13 protein-coding genes and 1 tRNA gene are annotated in these 13728 nt (G+C 63.0%); 6 read left to right on the top strand and 8 right to left on the bottom strand.

Annotated elements, in window-relative coordinates; genetic code table 11:
• Nucleotides 1-39 precede the first annotated feature (39 nt).
• Nucleotides 40-1116, top strand: coding sequence for a succinylglutamate desuccinylase/aspartoacylase family protein (locus ACFCW2_RS09370; protein ID WP_379545888.1), 1077 nt, complete (start codon nucleotides 40-42; stop codon nucleotides 1114-1116).
• Between the two features lies 1 nt (nucleotide 1117).
• Complete coding sequence (locus ACFCW2_RS09375; protein WP_379545890.1) at nucleotides 1118-1801, top strand: spermidine synthase; 684 nt, start codon at nucleotides 1118-1120, stop codon at nucleotides 1799-1801.
• Here ACFCW2_RS09375 and ACFCW2_RS09380 read toward each other — a convergent pair.
• Together ACFCW2_RS09380 and ACFCW2_RS09385 are read right to left on the bottom strand one after the other, a co-directional pair.
• The gene (locus tag ACFCW2_RS09380) at nucleotides 1798-2319 is read right to left on the bottom strand and encodes a DUF1993 domain-containing protein (RefSeq protein WP_379545891.1); all 522 of its coding nucleotides are present in this window, start codon (nucleotides 2317-2319) and stop codon (nucleotides 1798-1800) included. The two genes, ACFCW2_RS09375 and ACFCW2_RS09380, sit on opposite strands and share 4 nt — an antisense overlap.
• 83 nt (nucleotides 2320-2402) lie before the next feature.
• Nucleotides 2403-3092 (bottom strand): GcrA family cell cycle regulator, encoded by a 690-nt coding sequence (locus tag ACFCW2_RS09385; protein WP_379545892.1) that lies wholly within the window; start codon nucleotides 3090-3092, stop codon nucleotides 2403-2405.
• Between the two features lie 132 nt (nucleotides 3093-3224).
• On the opposite strand from ACFCW2_RS09385, the gene ACFCW2_RS09390 reads away from it, so the two are divergent.
• Nucleotides 3225-4076, top strand: a complete 852-nt coding sequence (locus ACFCW2_RS09390; protein WP_379545893.1) for an ABC transporter permease — start codon at nucleotides 3225-3227, stop codon at nucleotides 4074-4076.
• Nucleotides 4077-4104: 28 nt separating this feature from the next.
• Here ACFCW2_RS09390 and hspQ read toward each other — a convergent pair whose 3' ends face one another.
• Entirely contained in the window at nucleotides 4105-4485 is a 381-nt protein-coding gene (gene hspQ, locus ACFCW2_RS09395; RefSeq protein WP_379545894.1) for a heat shock protein HspQ, read from the bottom strand.
• Nucleotides 4486-4682: 197 nt separating this feature from the next.
• Between hspQ and ACFCW2_RS09400 the strand changes: the two genes are divergently transcribed.
• Nucleotides 4683-4771 (top strand) — tRNA-Ser (locus ACFCW2_RS09400).
• Between the two features lie 96 nt (nucleotides 4772-4867).
• Nucleotides 4868-5932 carry a YeiH family protein gene (locus ACFCW2_RS09405; protein WP_379545895.1) on the top strand — a complete coding sequence of 355 codons (1065 nt, stop codon included), beginning with the start codon at nucleotides 4868-4870 and terminating at the stop codon, nucleotides 5930-5932.
• A gap of 13 nt (nucleotides 5933-5945) precedes the next feature.
• Here the strand turns inward: ACFCW2_RS09405 and ACFCW2_RS09410 are convergent, their stop codons facing one another.
• Nucleotides 5946-6410: an Lrp/AsnC family transcriptional regulator gene (locus ACFCW2_RS09410; RefSeq protein WP_379545896.1), complete on the bottom strand. Its 465-nt coding sequence runs from the start codon at nucleotides 6408-6410 to the stop codon at nucleotides 5946-5948.
• Nucleotides 6411-6527: 117 nt separating this feature from the next.
• On the opposite strand from ACFCW2_RS09410, the gene ACFCW2_RS09415 reads away from it, so the two are divergent.
• On the top strand, nucleotides 6528-6764 hold the full coding sequence (locus tag ACFCW2_RS09415; RefSeq protein WP_379545897.1) for a DUF6356 family protein: 237 nt from the start codon (nucleotides 6528-6530) through the stop codon (nucleotides 6762-6764).
• Here ACFCW2_RS09415 and ppc read toward each other — a convergent pair.
• From ppc to zwf, 4 genes are read right to left on the bottom strand one after another with little or no spacing between them, the layout of a single operon-like run.
• Nucleotides 6761-9442, bottom strand: a complete 2682-nt coding sequence (ppc, locus tag ACFCW2_RS09420; RefSeq protein ID WP_379545898.1) for a phosphoenolpyruvate carboxylase — start codon at nucleotides 9440-9442, stop codon at nucleotides 6761-6763. The genes ACFCW2_RS09415 and ppc overlap by 4 nt on opposite strands.
• Nucleotides 9439-10416 carry a glucokinase gene (locus ACFCW2_RS09425; protein WP_379545900.1) on the bottom strand — a complete coding sequence of 326 codons (978 nt, stop codon included), beginning with the start codon at nucleotides 10414-10416 and terminating at the stop codon, nucleotides 9439-9441. Before ACFCW2_RS09425 ends, ppc begins: the two co-directional genes overlap by 4 nt.
• Nucleotides 10413-12251, bottom strand: coding sequence for a phosphogluconate dehydratase (gene edd / locus ACFCW2_RS09430; RefSeq protein ID WP_379548960.1), 1839 nt, complete (start codon nucleotides 12249-12251; stop codon nucleotides 10413-10415). Before edd ends, ACFCW2_RS09425 begins: the two co-directional genes overlap by 4 nt.
• A gap of 1 nt (nucleotide 12252) precedes the next feature.
• The gene (gene zwf, locus ACFCW2_RS09435) at nucleotides 12253-13638 is read right to left on the bottom strand and encodes a glucose-6-phosphate dehydrogenase (RefSeq protein WP_379545901.1); all 1386 of its coding nucleotides are present in this window, start codon (nucleotides 13636-13638) and stop codon (nucleotides 12253-12255) included.
• Between the last annotated feature and the right edge of the window lie 90 nt (nucleotides 13639-13728).

The raw sequence follows: 13728 nt of genomic DNA on the forward strand, positions 1-13728 counted from the left end.
TTTCTTGTCCTATCCCCGCTAATCTGGAACTGACGCGCCATGAGCGACGCCGTACCCAAACCGTCTCGTAAACGCGCGCCCGGACGCGAGGCGTTTGCGCTTGGCGGTGAGACCGTGGAGGCTGGCACGTCGGCGACCATCGACCTGCCAATCAGCCGTCTCTCCACCCGCACCGAGATCACGATGCCGGTCCGGGTGCTGCATGGCAGCAAGCCGGGATCGACGTTGTTTGTCAGCGCCGCCGTGCATGGCAACGAGATTGTCGGCGTGGAGATGATCCGGCGGCTCTTGAAGAACGTCTCTGTGAAACGGCTGGCGGGCACGCTGCTGTGTGTGCCGGTGGTCAACGCCTACGGATTTACTGCGCACAGCCGCTATCTGCCTGATGGGCGCGACCTCAACCGGGTGTTTCCGGGCAGCGAGCGCGGATCGCTCGCGGCGCAATTGGCCAATGTCTTCACCGAGGAGATTATTGCCCGAAGCGATTACGGGATCGACCTGCATTCGGCAGGCACCAATCGCGAGAACCTGCCGCAGATCCGCTACAGCCCGGGCAATGACAAGGCGTCGGAACTGGCCGATATCTTCGGTGCCCCGGCTATCGTGGAATCGCCCTTGCGCGCTGGTTCCCTGCGTCAGACAGCCGATGAAGCAGGCTGCACCATGTTACTGATGGAATCGGGCGAGGCGTTGCGGTTCGACGAATTTGCCATCCGTGTCGGTGTGCGCGGTATCTTGCGGGTCATGTCGCATCTGGGGATGGGCGTGCGCAAACAGCCTGCACCCGCCGCGCCAGCCGTGCGCAGCGATGGCAGCCGCTGGGTGCGCGCGGCGCAGGGCGGCATCTTCCGCGCCAACAAGACAACCGGCAGCATGGTTCAGGAGGGCGAAGAGATCGGATCGATCAGCGACCCCTTTGGCGATCACGATATCCCCGTTACCGCGCCCCTGACAGGCCTGATCATCGGCCGCAGCGTGATGCCGGTGGTCAATCAGGGCGATGCGCTGGCACACATCGCGCGGGTGAAAGTGCCTGGCACTGCCGATGCCCGTCTGACCGCCATTGAAGAAGCCGCAGCGGACGATCCCTTGTTCGATGAAGACGAGATCATGTGAAATGCTACCACGAGAAACCATAGCCACCGCGCAAATACCCCAGGGCGATGAGCTGACTCTGGTCAGCCACGGCCGCGACTTCATCATCATGCTGGGCCGCGAGGAGCTGATGGGCACGCGCATGCAGTTCAGCGAGGAGCAGTTGGCGCAGTTGACCATGGAGCAGATCGCCGTGCCGCGTCCTCGGGTCCTGATCGGCGGCTATGGCATGGGCTTTACCTATAGGGCTGCGCTTGAGGCTTTGCCGGAAACGAGCGGCAGGGTGGTGGTGGCCGAGGTGGTGCCGGGCATTCTGGAATGGGCGAAGGGGCCGCTGAAGCATTTGACCGGCGACACGTTGGACGACCCGCGCGGAGAGGTTGTATTGGCCGATGTCGCTGCTTTAATCGACGATGCAGTGGACGACACCACGCCGCGCTACGACGCTATCCTGCTGGACGTGGACAACGGCCCCGATGGCATCGTGCGTGAGGGGAACGAGCGCCTGTACACACGCACAGGCATTGCCCGATCACGCGATGCGCTGAACTCCGGCGGTATTCTGGCCATCTGGTCCGCTGCCGATGACTTCAAATTCACCGGGCGCCTGAAAGATGCAGGCTTCGATGTGGAAGTGCGGGCTGTGCGTGCGCGGCCCAATAATAAGGGGCCGCGCCACACGATCTGGTTTGCGCGTAAGCCTTAGGTCTTGATCCGCACCCGGCCCATAAAGTCCATCTTGCCCACTGACACGCCCTGCATCCGCAGGATGTCGTAAGCGGTTGCCGCGTGGAAATAGAAGTTCGGCTGGCTGAAGCTGAGAAGGAACTGGTCGGCGGTGAAATCCATGCCGCGATCCTTGAACTCGAACCGCATTGGCTGGCCGATGAAGCTTTCCATCTCTGCTTCGTCCACGCCCTTCAGGAACGCGATTGCACCGTCGATCTTGGCGCGCAGACCCGCAAAGTCTGCAGGCGGCGGGTTAAGGTCCGGCGAATACACACCGGTGCGCACGCCCTCGATCGACCCTTGCGTATGCTCGGCAACGCATTTCACCTGATAGGTGAAGGGCAGCATGTCCTCGATAATCCGCGCCCCGATCATCTCGCCTTCGGAGAGGTTTTTCTCGGCGGCCCACCCCTCGGCCTTGTCGATCAGGTGATGGGCGGTGCCCAGCATCTGCAGGGCGCTGGGGATGTAGGCGGCGTGGAGGGACAGGGGCATAGTCGGGCTTTCTCTTGGCAATCTATCGGCAATAAAAAGGCCCGGCGATCGGGTGACTGCCGGGCCTTCGAAAATGGTTTGGCTTAGCGGACGCGCGGACCGCCAAATGGCAGCGGTGGAGGGGGTCTGCGGGCACCGCGTGGCAGCTGTGCCTGATAGGCCCGGCCACAATGTTCCACGCAATAAGGGAAGCCCGGGTTCACATCCGCACCGCAGAAATGGAAATCCGCTTCGCCGGGATGACCCATCGGCCAGCGACACACTTTCTCCGACAGATCCAGCAGTGTGGTCTTGCCGGCAATTTCCGGGCTCGGCTTTTGCGGTACCAGACGGCGCGGCGGGGCAGGGGGGATCGGCGGTTGCTGATCGCCGGGGCCCTGTCGCAGGAAACCGCCGGGGCCGACCGAGACGATCTTGGGCAGATCCTCGCGCTTGTTCGGCAGCGGCGTCTGCGGGTTGCTGCCAGCCTTGGGCTGCGCCGCCGTAGCGGGGGCCGGGGCGGGTTTGGCGGCGGCGGCAGGAGCAGGCTTTGCAGCCGGCTTCGACGCTGGTGCCGCTTTCTTGGCAGCCGGTTTGGCGGCTGCTTTCGCGGGCGCTTTCTTCTTGTCGTTGGACTTCACCGGGGAAGGGCGCGATTTCAGGCCCAGCCGGTGCGCCTTGCCAATCACGGCATTGCGGCTGACACCGCCCAGCTCCTCGGCAATCTGGCTCGCGGTGGAGCCTTTCTCCCACATCGTTTTCAGCGTGGCAGTGCGTTCTTCGGTCCAGCTCATGGATACCCTGTCATTATCATTTGCCCGGATTCGGGAATTTCTACGTGTGCACATAGTGTGCGCAGCGCTGTTTGCCAGCCCTGCTTGGCCAGCCCTTGCACGTGTAGTGCCCAGCGCCTAGGCGACAGAGCCATGAACGACCCTGCAGCGCCATCCAGAAACCAGCGATTTTCCCCGCGTGGCCAACCGGTCATCACCGGTATCAACCGCATCGGATTATGGTCGCTTTACTTAAAGGAAGTGCGCCGTTTTCTCAAGGTGCAGACGCAGACGGTGTGGGCTCCGGCGGTAACCACGCTGCTGTTTCTGATCATCTTCAGCGTGGCTCTGGGGCGCGGTGGGCGCGAGGTGCTGGGCGTGCCCTTTGCCAGCTTCGTCGCACCGGGGCTGATCGTGATGGGGATGATGCAAAACTCCTTCGCCAACTCCAGTTTCAGCCTGCTGTCGGGCAAGATTCAGGGCACGATCATCGATCTGCTGATGCCGCCTTTGTCTGAAGGCGAAATGATGGCAGGCATCATCGGCGCGGCCATCACGCGCGGCGTCGCGGTCGGCTGCGCTGTGGCGCTGGCGATGGTGCTGTGGCCGGGGGTCGATCTCAGCCCCGCTGCACCGTGGGCAATCATCTGGTTCGGCCTGATGGGCACGACGCTGCTTGCTCTGATGGGGCTGATGACCTCGATCTGGTCGGAGAAATTCGATCATAATGCGATGATCACCAATTTCGTGGTCGCACCGCTTAGCCTGCTTTCGGGCACATTCTATGTGATCGACAATCTCGCCCCGATTTTCCAGACGGTCAGCCGCGCCAATCCGTTTTTCTACGTGATTTCGGGCTTCCGCTATGGTTTCCTCGGTGAAAGCGATATCGGCGAGGGGGCGGGCGCCGTGGTGCAGGCCGCGATCGGCCTCGGCATTTTCAATCTGGTCTGCGGATTGATCGTCTACCGCGTTCTGAAATCGGGCTGGAAGATCAAGGACTGATCCAGACCGGTCCAGCGGGCACTCGCAATCAATGCGTCAGCTTGCGGCGCATCCGGTAGCGGCCCTGGCTGAACGCATCGAACAGCTGGCGCACTTCGGGATGCTCCACCGGGCCGCCTTCGGGATCGGGCAACAGGTTTTGCTGGCTGACATAGGCGACGTAGTTGGACTCGTCGTTCTCGGCGAACAGATGGTAAAAGGGCTGGTCGCGGCGCGGCCGGATTTCCTTGGGGATGGACTCGTACCATTCCTCGCTATTCGCGAACACCGGATCGATATCGAAGATCACACCGCGAAAATCGAACATCTTGTGCCGCACCACATCGCCAATTGCGAAGTTGGAGCTGGCCTCGCGCGGTACTTCGATTTCGCGTCCGGCGGTCTGGGAGAAATAAACACTGTTGTCCATGACGCGCGATATAGGCGTGCAAGGCCGCCGCGACAATGCGCCATAGGGCTGTGCCCACCGTGCTATCGTGATTGCCGCTATTCCGAACGACCTTGTCGATAGCGGGCAAAAGAGCTTGGCAAGGGGCAGGCCTTGGGCTAACCGGCGCGCGTCCAATCGACCGGGGGCGTTCACGCGTCCAAGCGATACCCTGATGCGGAGAGGTGCCGGAGTGGTCGAACGGGGCAGTCTCGAAAACTGTTGAGCCTTATGGGTTCCGTGGGTTCGAATCCCACCCTCTCCGCCACGGGGCCGGGCCTGCAAGGTCCGGTTGCCTAGTGTCCTCGCCATTGCCTGAGCCCACCTATCCGCTACAGATGTGGCAGAGGGGAATGCGCCGCCTATGAGCCGCCAAAGCGACAGTTTTTACTCCGGCGATCTGTTCGGGGAACTGCATCAGGCGGATGCAGAGCCGGTCAGGCCGCGGCTTGCGGATTATCTGCCCGGTCTCATCGTGTGCGGCGTTGCGTCGTTGGCGGCGGCATGGCTGGCAGAGCATTACGGGTTTCCGATCATCCTGCTGGGCCTGCTGATCGGGCTGGCAATGAGTTTTGTCTCGACCATCGAAATCACCGCAGCCGGCCTCGACTTTGCCTCGCGCCATTTCCTGCGCGCAGGCATCGTGTTGCTTGGGTTACAAGTGACATTCGCGCAAGTCGCTGCACTGGGCTGGCTGGCCTTTGCCGGATTGCTTGTGGTGATGGTCAGCGCCTTTGCTGCGGCCATTCTCGCGGCCCGCTGGGTGGGCGAGGGGCAGGAATCCGGCATTCTGGCGGGCGGGGCAACCGCCATCTGCGGGGCCTCCGCGGCGCTGGCTCTGTATGGCGTGATCGGGCGCGACCGGCTGGATCAGGCGCGCTTTTCGGTCGCGCTTGTGGGCGTGGCTCTGGCCAGCGCCATTGCCATGTCGGCCTATCCGGCCATCGCTCAGGCTATCGGGATGAGCGACAAACAGGCGGGGTTCCTGATCGGTGCCTCGGTCCACGACGCGGCGCAGGCGATTGGCGGAGCCTATAGCTATTCCGATGCAGCGGGCGCGGATGCGACGGTGGTGAAGCTGGCACGGGTCGCCATGCTTGGGCCGATTGTCGCGCTGGTGGCCCTGTGGCTGGGGCGTGGGCAGGGCGGTGCAGGCTCTGCATGGCGTAAAGTGGCGATGCCTTGGTTTATTGCCGGGTTCTTCGTGCTGCTGGCTATCAACAGCCTGATGAGCTTTCCCGAAGCCGTGACCGGCCCGGCTCTGGCTCTGTCCAAGGCGTTGCTGCTGCTGGCGGTGGTGGCCACGGCCATGCGTTCGCAATTGGGGTTGCTGGTCGATGCGGGATGGCGGGCGCTGGTTCCGATGGGCGCAGCCAGCGTGGTGTCATTCGTCGTGGCGCTGGCGATTGCTTGGGTCGCTGTCGCGTGAGCCAGATTCTGACTTAAGCTCTTAGTGGCAATGCCGTGGTGTATTTCATCTCCTCCATGGAGAAAGTCGCGGTGACATCGGCCAGATCGGGAATGCGCGCGATCAGGCGCTGATAGATCCGGTCATAATCCGCGATATCGCGCACGCGCACCTTAACCAGATAATCCACGTCGCCCGCCATCCTGTGGCATTCGGTAATCTCGTCCAGCGAGGCAACAGCCTGCGAAAATGCCTCCACCCAGTCCGGATCGTGGCGCCGCGTGCGGATGGAGACGAAGACAGTGGTCGCCAGCCCGACGCGGCGCGGGTCCACAATGGCAACCCGCCCGGCAATGATGCCTGCCTCCTCCAGCCGCTTGATCCGGCGCCAACACGGATTGGCGGACAAGCCGACCTTGTCTCCGATCGCCTGTACCGAGAGTGTGGCGTCTTCCTGTAATGCACCGAGGATTCGGTGGTCGGTGGAATCAATTTGCAATTCTGAGCTGTTCATTGGGATAGATTGACTGAATTTTCCCGACATGCAATCATCTTTGGGAGAATTTTGCATTCCCATCGGTGTAGAAGGTGCCTACACCAATCGAAGGGCACCCTCATGATCCGCGACGCTTTCACCAGCCATCCCGCCTCTGTCGGCGAGAGCTATGGCCAGCATCTGGTCCATGCCAGCAGCTTCGGATTTCGCATGATGCTGGGCGGAATGGCCTGCGTGCTGCATGGTATCCTGCCGTTCCTGTTCGTCAAAACAGGCAGCAGGCAGATCGAAACGCTGCACGGCAAAATGGTGGTCAATCGCAGCAAGATGCCGCAGCCGCTCGATTTCGTGATCTAGCCGCTGTTCCTCAGGGCCGTCGCGATCGCGTTGATCGATAGCTTGATGCCCTCGGCAATCCGCTCGTCCGTCTCGCCCGCGCGGTGGCGCTTGAGCAGCTCCACCTGCAACAGGTTGAGCGGCTCGATATAGGGCAGGCGCAGGCGGATCGAGGCGTCCAGCTTGGGCGAGTTCTCGAGCAGGTACGACTGTCCCGTCACCTCCAGCAAGGCGTCATGCGTGCGGTGCCAGCCGTCGCGGATTTGCGGGAAGATGCGACCGGCAAGTGCCTGATCTTCGACCAGTCCTGCATATTTGGCGGCCAGTGCCATGTCCGATTTGGCGAGAACCATTTCGAGATTGGCCAGCGTGTTGGCGAAGAACGGCCAGCTTTGCGCCATGTCCTTCAGCTCTGCTGTGTCGGAATGCGATGTCAGCGCCTGTCCTACGCCGAACCAGCCGGGCAGCATCACACGGGCCTGAGCCCACGAAAACACCCACGGAATGGCGCGTAAATCCTCAATGGCGTTGGTCGCCTTACGGCTCGCGGGTCGCGAGCCGATCTTCAGCGTGGCGATCTCCGCGATCGGAGTCATCTGGCGGAAGAAATCAACGAAGCCGTCCGTTCCGTAGACCATCCCGCGATAGGCATCGAAGGCGGCGGAAGACAGCCCGTCCATGGTGGCGCAAAACGCCTTGTACTGTGCATCCGGCAGTCGCTGCGGCTCTAGCGTGGCGAGCATGCTGGCGGTGGCCATGGCTTCCAGATTGGCGCTCGCGCTGTCGGCCGTGCCGAATTTCGCGGCGATGACTTCGCCCTGCTCGGTAATGCGGATGCGCCCCTGCACAGTGCCAGGCGGTTGGCCGCGAATGGCTTCGAAGGCCGATCCGCCGCCGCGGCCCACGGAACCGCCGCGGCCATGGAACAGCTGCATCCCGACCCCGGCCTTGGCAAAAACAGGGGCCAGCGCCTCGCTCGCCTTGGCGAGGTTCCAGCAGGAGGTCAGATATCCGCCATCCTTGTTGCTGTCGGAATAGCCGATCATTACTTCCTGATGGCCGCGCGCCCGGGCGATATGGGCCACTTCGGGCAGGGCGAAATAGTCCGCCATGACACCGGGTGCGTTCTCCAGATCGCCGATGGTTTCGAACAGAGGAACCGCCATGATCGCGGCGTGGGGTTCGTCGCCCGCGCGGTAGAGACCCGCTTCGCGCAGCATGATGTGCACTTCCAGCAGGTCCGAAACGGTTTCCGCCATCGAGACGACATATTGCGTGATGCACTCCGGCCCCAAGGTGCGGTGCGCTTCTGCCGCCGCATCGATAATGGCAAGCTCGCCGTTGGTTTCGTCCGAATAGGTGCTCCACGGCGAGCGCAGCGGCCGCCCGCCGGACAGTTCCTTGCGCAGCAGCGAGATACGGGCATCCTCATCCAATGCGAGGTAATCGCTCTCAATCCCGACGGAGGCGAGCAACTCTGCCACCACGCGTTCGTGCACGGCGCTGTTCTGCCGCATGTCGAGAGTTGCGAGGTGGAAGCCAAATGTCCGCACGCTGCGGATCAGACGGCCCAATGCGCCTTGCGAGGCGAGCGTTTCACCGCCGAGGCCGGCAAGCGCGCGCGCTACGGTGCGCAGGTCTGCATTGAACGCGTCCGGCCCTGCATAGGGCTCCCCTTCGTCCAACGCCGGGCGGGAGGGTTTGTGGCCGACCAGCTGCTCGAAGGTCGCGGCCAGTCGGTTGTAGATGCCAATTATGGCCCGGCGGTAGGGCTCGTCCGCGCGGTGGGGAGAAGGGTCCTGGCTGGCCTCGGCCAGAGCCACGACTTCGGGCGCAACATCGGTGAGCTCGCTGGAGATCGAAAGCTCGCCGCCAAGCTGGTGCAGGGCATCGAGATAATGGCTGAGAACGGTTTCAGCAGCCCGGCCTTGCGCATAGCGGAGCGAGGCGTCTGTCACGTAAGGGTTGCCGTCGCGGTCGCCGCCGATCCAGCTGCCCAGCTTCACAAAGCTGCGTGGCCTCTCGCCCAGCGCCTGTTCCCATTGCCCGTAAAGCCCCGGCAGGACGGGCAGGAACACATCGCGCATGAAAGCCAGCGCATTGTCCACTTCGTCCGTGACGCCCAGTTTTTCGCGCCGCAATGTGCGGGTAAGCCAAAGGAGAGCGATCTGACGCACGATGGCCTCGGCAACATCGTCGCCTTCGGGCGTGGTCGTGGCGCCGGTGTCGCGCATGGCCATAAGGTCCGCGATCCGGGCGCGGTGATCGATGATGCTCTTGCGCCGGACCTCCGTCGGGTGCGCTGTCAGCACAGGCGCGATCAGCGCATTGTCGAGCATCGCAAGGATGTCTTTGGACGATACGCCGTGCTCTTTGAGACCGGCGACCGCCGTGGCGAAATCCACTTTGGTATCGCCCATCACTCCGTCACGGTCCTCGGCCAGATTGGCGAGCATGGAGAACAGGCCGAATCCGCGCACGAAGGACAGCGTATCGTCGAGGCCCAATTGCTCGAGGCCAAGGTCCTGCGGGCTCTCGCCGCGGTGCCGCTCTACGCTGGCGGAGCGAATGCGCTCGGTATGCTCGAACAGCGCGTCGCCGCCATGCTCGCGGATCACGTCGCCCAGCAGCTTGCCAAGATAGCGGATGTCCGGGTTTTGCTGGATAGCCGGGCGGGACGGTGTGGAGGTATCGTTCATGGCTGGTCGTTCCAGAATGCCGCTGCGGCGCCGAACAGGCCCGGCTGGGGGTGAATGATAAGCTTGACGGGAAGGCTGGCCATAAGCCCTGAGAACCGCCCCTTGGCGCAGAACCGGTCGGCAAAGCCGGAGGCCAGCAGCGTGTCTCGGATGCGGTAGCCGAGGCCGCCTGCCACCACCACGCCGCTGGCGCCCTGTATCAGGGCGATATCGCCTGCAACGCTGCCCAGTGCGAGGCAGAACCGGTCGACAGCTGCGGCGGCCAGGCTGTCTTCCCCGCTCGTGCCCATTTGCCAAAGCGTGCGATCATCCACATCGGGGACGGCGCGTTTTTCCATCGCGGCGAGCGTCTGGTAGATGTCGACAATGGCCGGGCCCGAGACGATTCGTTCGTCCGACACGCGGTTATGCCGCTTCCGCAATCGCGCGAGGATCGCGTCTTCAATCGCATCGACCGGCGCAAAATCTCCGTGCCCGCCCTCGGTTGCCTGGACCCGGTATGCGCCTGAGCCATCGCGCCAGAAATGAGTCACGCCAAGGCCGGTGCCGGGTCCCAGAACGCTGACCGTGCCGCTGGCGGGCAGGGGCGCATCGGGCCCTGCGAGATGCAGGAACTGGTCCTCTGGCGCGCGCGCTGCGGCGTGGCCGACAGCTTCGAAATCGTTGACGATCTTGTATTTCGAGCAGCCCAACTTCTCGGCGATCAGCGGCGGGCGGATGATCCACGGGTTGTTGGTGAACCGGATGATGTCCTGCTTCACTGGCCCCGCCACCGCCATGCTGACGGCATCCGGCAGGCTGCCGCCTTGGCGCCGCTCGAAATCCTCCCACGCGGTCTGGAAACTGGCATGGTCCTCGGTCGCCAGCGTGACCGGCTCGTCCAGCTCGATGGCACCGTCCGCGCTACGCGTGGCGATGGCGAAGCGGGCGTGGGTCCCGCCAATATCGACTGCGACGAGCGTATCCGTGGTCAAAGTCCTGCCTCTTTCAGCATAGCGCTGCCGCCCATTTCTGCCGGGTCGCTGTGGCGGCGCATCATGGCGAACAGTTCGCGGCCAGTGCCCCATTGCTCTGCCGGGGCGGGGGCTTGCTTGCGGGCGGCCCATTCGGCGTCATCCACCAAGGCCTGCAAGGTGCCCTCATGCGCGCAGACCCGCACCACATCGCCGTCGCGCAATTTGCCCAGCGGGCCGTCATGCCATGCTTCTGGGGAGGAATGGATGGCGGCGGGCACCTTACCGCTCGCGCCCGACATCCGCCCATCGGTGACCAGCGCCACGCGGTAGCCGCGATCCTGCAATACGCCCAGCGGCGGCGTGAGTTTGTGGAGTTCGGGCATCCCATTGGCCGCTGGTCCTTGGAAGCGGACCACAACAACCACATCGCGGTCCAGTTCGCCCGCCTTGAACGCTTCGCCCACGGCATTTTGCGTGTCGAAGACCCGGCAGGGGGCCTCGATAGTGCGGTGTTCATCCTTCACTGCGCTGATTTTCATGGTCGCCCGGCCCAGATTGCCGTGCAGCAGCACCATCCCGCCGTCGGGCTGGAAGGGGTCGGTGACAGGTTTGAGCAGCGTGTCGTCATGGCTGGCCTCAGCAGCCGGTTTCCACACCAGCGCGTCGTCTTCCATGAAGGGTTCCTGCGCACCATCCATCAGAGAGGCGCCGTAGATCGTCATAATATCGGGGTGCGCCAGCCCTGCGCCGATCAGCTCGCGGATCACGTAAGGCATGCCGCCTGCCGCGTGGAAATAATTGATGTCGCCCGCGCCGTTCGGATAGACGCTGGCAATCAGCGGGACCACTCGGCTGAGCGCGTCCATATCGTCCCAATCGACCGTGATCCCGGCGGCCCGTGCGATGGCGGGTATGTGGATCACGTGATTTGTCGATCCGCCAGTAGCCAGCAGGCCGACGATGGCGTTGACGATGGACTTCTCGTCCACGCACAAGCCGAGCGGGCGATAATCCTCGTTTTCTTTTCCGTCTTTGGCCCAACCAATCTCGGTAATCCGATGCGTCGCCGCGCGGGTCAGTTCCTGACGCAGTTTCGCGCCGGGATTGACGAAACTGGAGCCGGGCATGTGGAGGCCCATCATCTCCATCATCATCTGGTTGGAGTTGGCCGTGCCGTAAAATGTGCAGGTGCCCGCCCCGTGATAGCTGGCGCTTTCCGCTTCCAGCAATTCCTCGCGGCCTACCTTGCCTTCTGCATAGAGCTGGCGGACGCGGATCTTCTCCTTGTTGGCGAGGCCCGAAGGCATCGGGCCTGCTGGCACCAGGATGGTCGGCAAATGCCCGAACCGCAGAGTGCCGATCAGCAGGCCGGGCACGATCTTGTCGCAAATGCCCAGCAGCAGCGCGCCTTCGAACATTCCGTGGCTGAGGCCGACCGATGCGCTCATCGCAATGACATCGCGGCTGAACAGGGAAAGTTCCATCGAGTCCTGACCCTGCGTCACTCCGTCGCACATCGCGGGAACACCGCCAGCAACCTGCGCAGTTGCGCCGCGTTCGCGGGCGGCGATCTTTATCTGCTCGGGGTAGCGGCCATAGGGCTGGTGCGCGCTCAGCATGTCGTTGAAGGCGGTCACGATGCCGATATTCATCGCGTGGCCGCCGCGAATGGTCGCCTTGTCCTCGCCGCTCGCCGCGAAGCCGTGGGCCAGATTGCCGCAAGAGAGGTTGGGGCGGTGCACGCCCTCGTCGCGTTGCCGCTCGATCAGATCGAGATAACGCGCGCGCCCTTCCTTGGAACGGCGGATGACCCGGTCGGTGACCTTGGCGACGGTTTCATTGATTGCGGGCATATCACTCATTCCAGCTGACCCCGTCACGTTCGGTCAGGGCAATGGCCGCGCTCGGACCCCATCCGCCTGATCCGTAGGATTTGGGCGTCATCAATTCTTCCGCCCATGTTTCGCGGATCGCATCGATCCAGCGCCACTGCGCCTCCACCTCGTCACGGCGCACGAACAGGGTCGGGTCGCCGTCGATCAGGTCCAGCAGAAGGCGTTCATAGGCGATGCGCCGACGTGCCCGGCTGAAGGCCTGCGTCAGCGACAGATCGAGGGGTACTTCGCGCAAGGTCACGCCGTCGCGGTCCATGCTGGGCTTCTTCGCCATAACCATCAGGCGGACATATTCCTCCGGCTGGAGGCGGATGACCAGCCTGTTCGCGTTCAGCTTCCCGCCGCGTGCGCCAAAGATATTGTGCGGCACGCATTTGAACTGGATGACGATTTCGCTGCGCCGTTCGGCCATGCGCTTGCCGGTGCGCAGATAGAAGGGCACCCCGTTCCAGCGCCAGTTGTCGATATGCGCCTTGATTGCGACGAACGTTTCCGTGTCCGAAGCCTCGCCCAGATCGTCTTCGTAGCTTTCCACTGACTGGCCGGAAACCGCCCCGCTGCCATATTGCCCGCGCACCATCTCGTCGGCGGAAACCGAGCGCAGCGAACGCAGGACCTTCACCTTCTCGTCGCGCACGCTGGTCGCATCGAAGTCGGCGGGCGCTTCCATCGCGGTGATGGCGAGCAATTGCAGCATATGGTTCTGCACCATGTCGCGCAGCGCGCCGGTATCGTCGTAAAAGCCGTGCCGCCCCTCTAGACCGACCGTCTCGCTGACCGTGATCTGCACATGCTCGATCCCGCCTGCGTTCCACAGCGGTTCGAACATCATATTGGCGAAACGCAGCGCCATCAGGTTCTGGACCGTCTCCTTGCCGAGATAATGGTCGATGCGGAAAATCTGGTCCTCGGCAAAGGCGCTGGCGACCGCGTCATTGATCACCGCGCTGCTGGCCAGATCATTGCCCAGCGGCTTTTCCAGACCGATCCGTACGTGATCGCCGGTCAGCCCGGAATGCTGCAATCCCTTGATTGTCGGCTCAAACAGGAAGGGCGCAGTGGAGAGGAAGATCGACAGGCCTCCCGAAATGTCGCCCAGTTTCGCGGCGAGATCATCGAACCCTTCCAGCGTGGTTGCATCGAGCGCCTGATATTGCAGTCGGTCCAGAAAGCTGGCGATTTGCTGAGAATCTCGCCGGTCATCGGGCAGGTATTCCTCCAGCGCCTCTCTGGCGAATTCGCGAAACCCGTCATCGGTCAGCTCGCTGCGCGCTGTGCCAGTGATGCGCAGCTCTGGCTCGATCAATTCGTCTTCATGCAAGGCAAACAGCGACGGCAGAAGCATGCGCTTGGCCAGATCGCCGGTCGCGCCGAACAGCAGGAGGCCGGAGCACGGCTTCAGGGGATGGGCAGCGGAAATGGCAGGCTCCTCTCA

It is taken from the genome of Qipengyuania algicola, from assembly GCF_042492175.1.
Classification (GTDB): Bacteria; Pseudomonadota; Alphaproteobacteria; order Sphingomonadales; family Sphingomonadaceae; genus CAJXSN01.

What these genes read in the sequence shown, in the direction of transcription:
- ACFCW2_RS09370 (WP_379545888.1), top strand. Translation starts at nt 40, where the DNA reads ATGAGCGACGCCGTACCCAAACCGTCTCGTAAACGCGCGCCCGGACGC.
- ACFCW2_RS09375 (WP_379545890.1), top strand. Translation starts at nt 1,118, where the DNA reads ATGCTACCACGAGAAACCATAGCCACCGCGCAAATACCCCAGGGCGAT.
- ACFCW2_RS09380 (WP_379545891.1), bottom strand. Translation starts at nt 2,319, where the DNA reads ATGCCCCTGTCCCTCCACGCCGCCTACATCCCCAGCGCCCTGCAGATG.
- ACFCW2_RS09385 (WP_379545892.1), bottom strand. Translation starts at nt 3,092, where the DNA reads ATGAGCTGGACCGAAGAACGCACTGCCACGCTGAAAACGATGTGGGAG.
- ACFCW2_RS09390 (WP_379545893.1), top strand. Translation starts at nt 3,225, where the DNA reads ATGAACGACCCTGCAGCGCCATCCAGAAACCAGCGATTTTCCCCGCGT.
- hspQ (WP_379545894.1), bottom strand. Translation starts at nt 4,485, where the DNA reads ATGGACAACAGTGTTTATTTCTCCCAGACCGCCGGACGCGAAATCGAA.
- ACFCW2_RS09405 (WP_379545895.1), top strand. Translation starts at nt 4,868, where the DNA reads ATGAGCCGCCAAAGCGACAGTTTTTACTCCGGCGATCTGTTCGGGGAA.
- ACFCW2_RS09415 (WP_379545897.1), top strand. Translation starts at nt 6,528, where the DNA reads ATGATCCGCGACGCTTTCACCAGCCATCCCGCCTCTGTCGGCGAGAGC.
- ppc (WP_379545898.1), bottom strand. Translation starts at nt 9,442, where the DNA reads ATGAACGATACCTCCACACCGTCCCGCCCGGCTATCCAGCAAAACCCG.
- edd (WP_379548960.1), bottom strand. Translation starts at nt 12,251, where the DNA reads ATGCCCGCAATCAATGAAACCGTCGCCAAGGTCACCGACCGGGTCATC.
- zwf (WP_379545901.1), bottom strand. Translation starts at nt 13,638, where the DNA reads ATGCTTCTGCCGTCGCTGTTTGCCTTGCATGAAGACGAATTGATCGAG.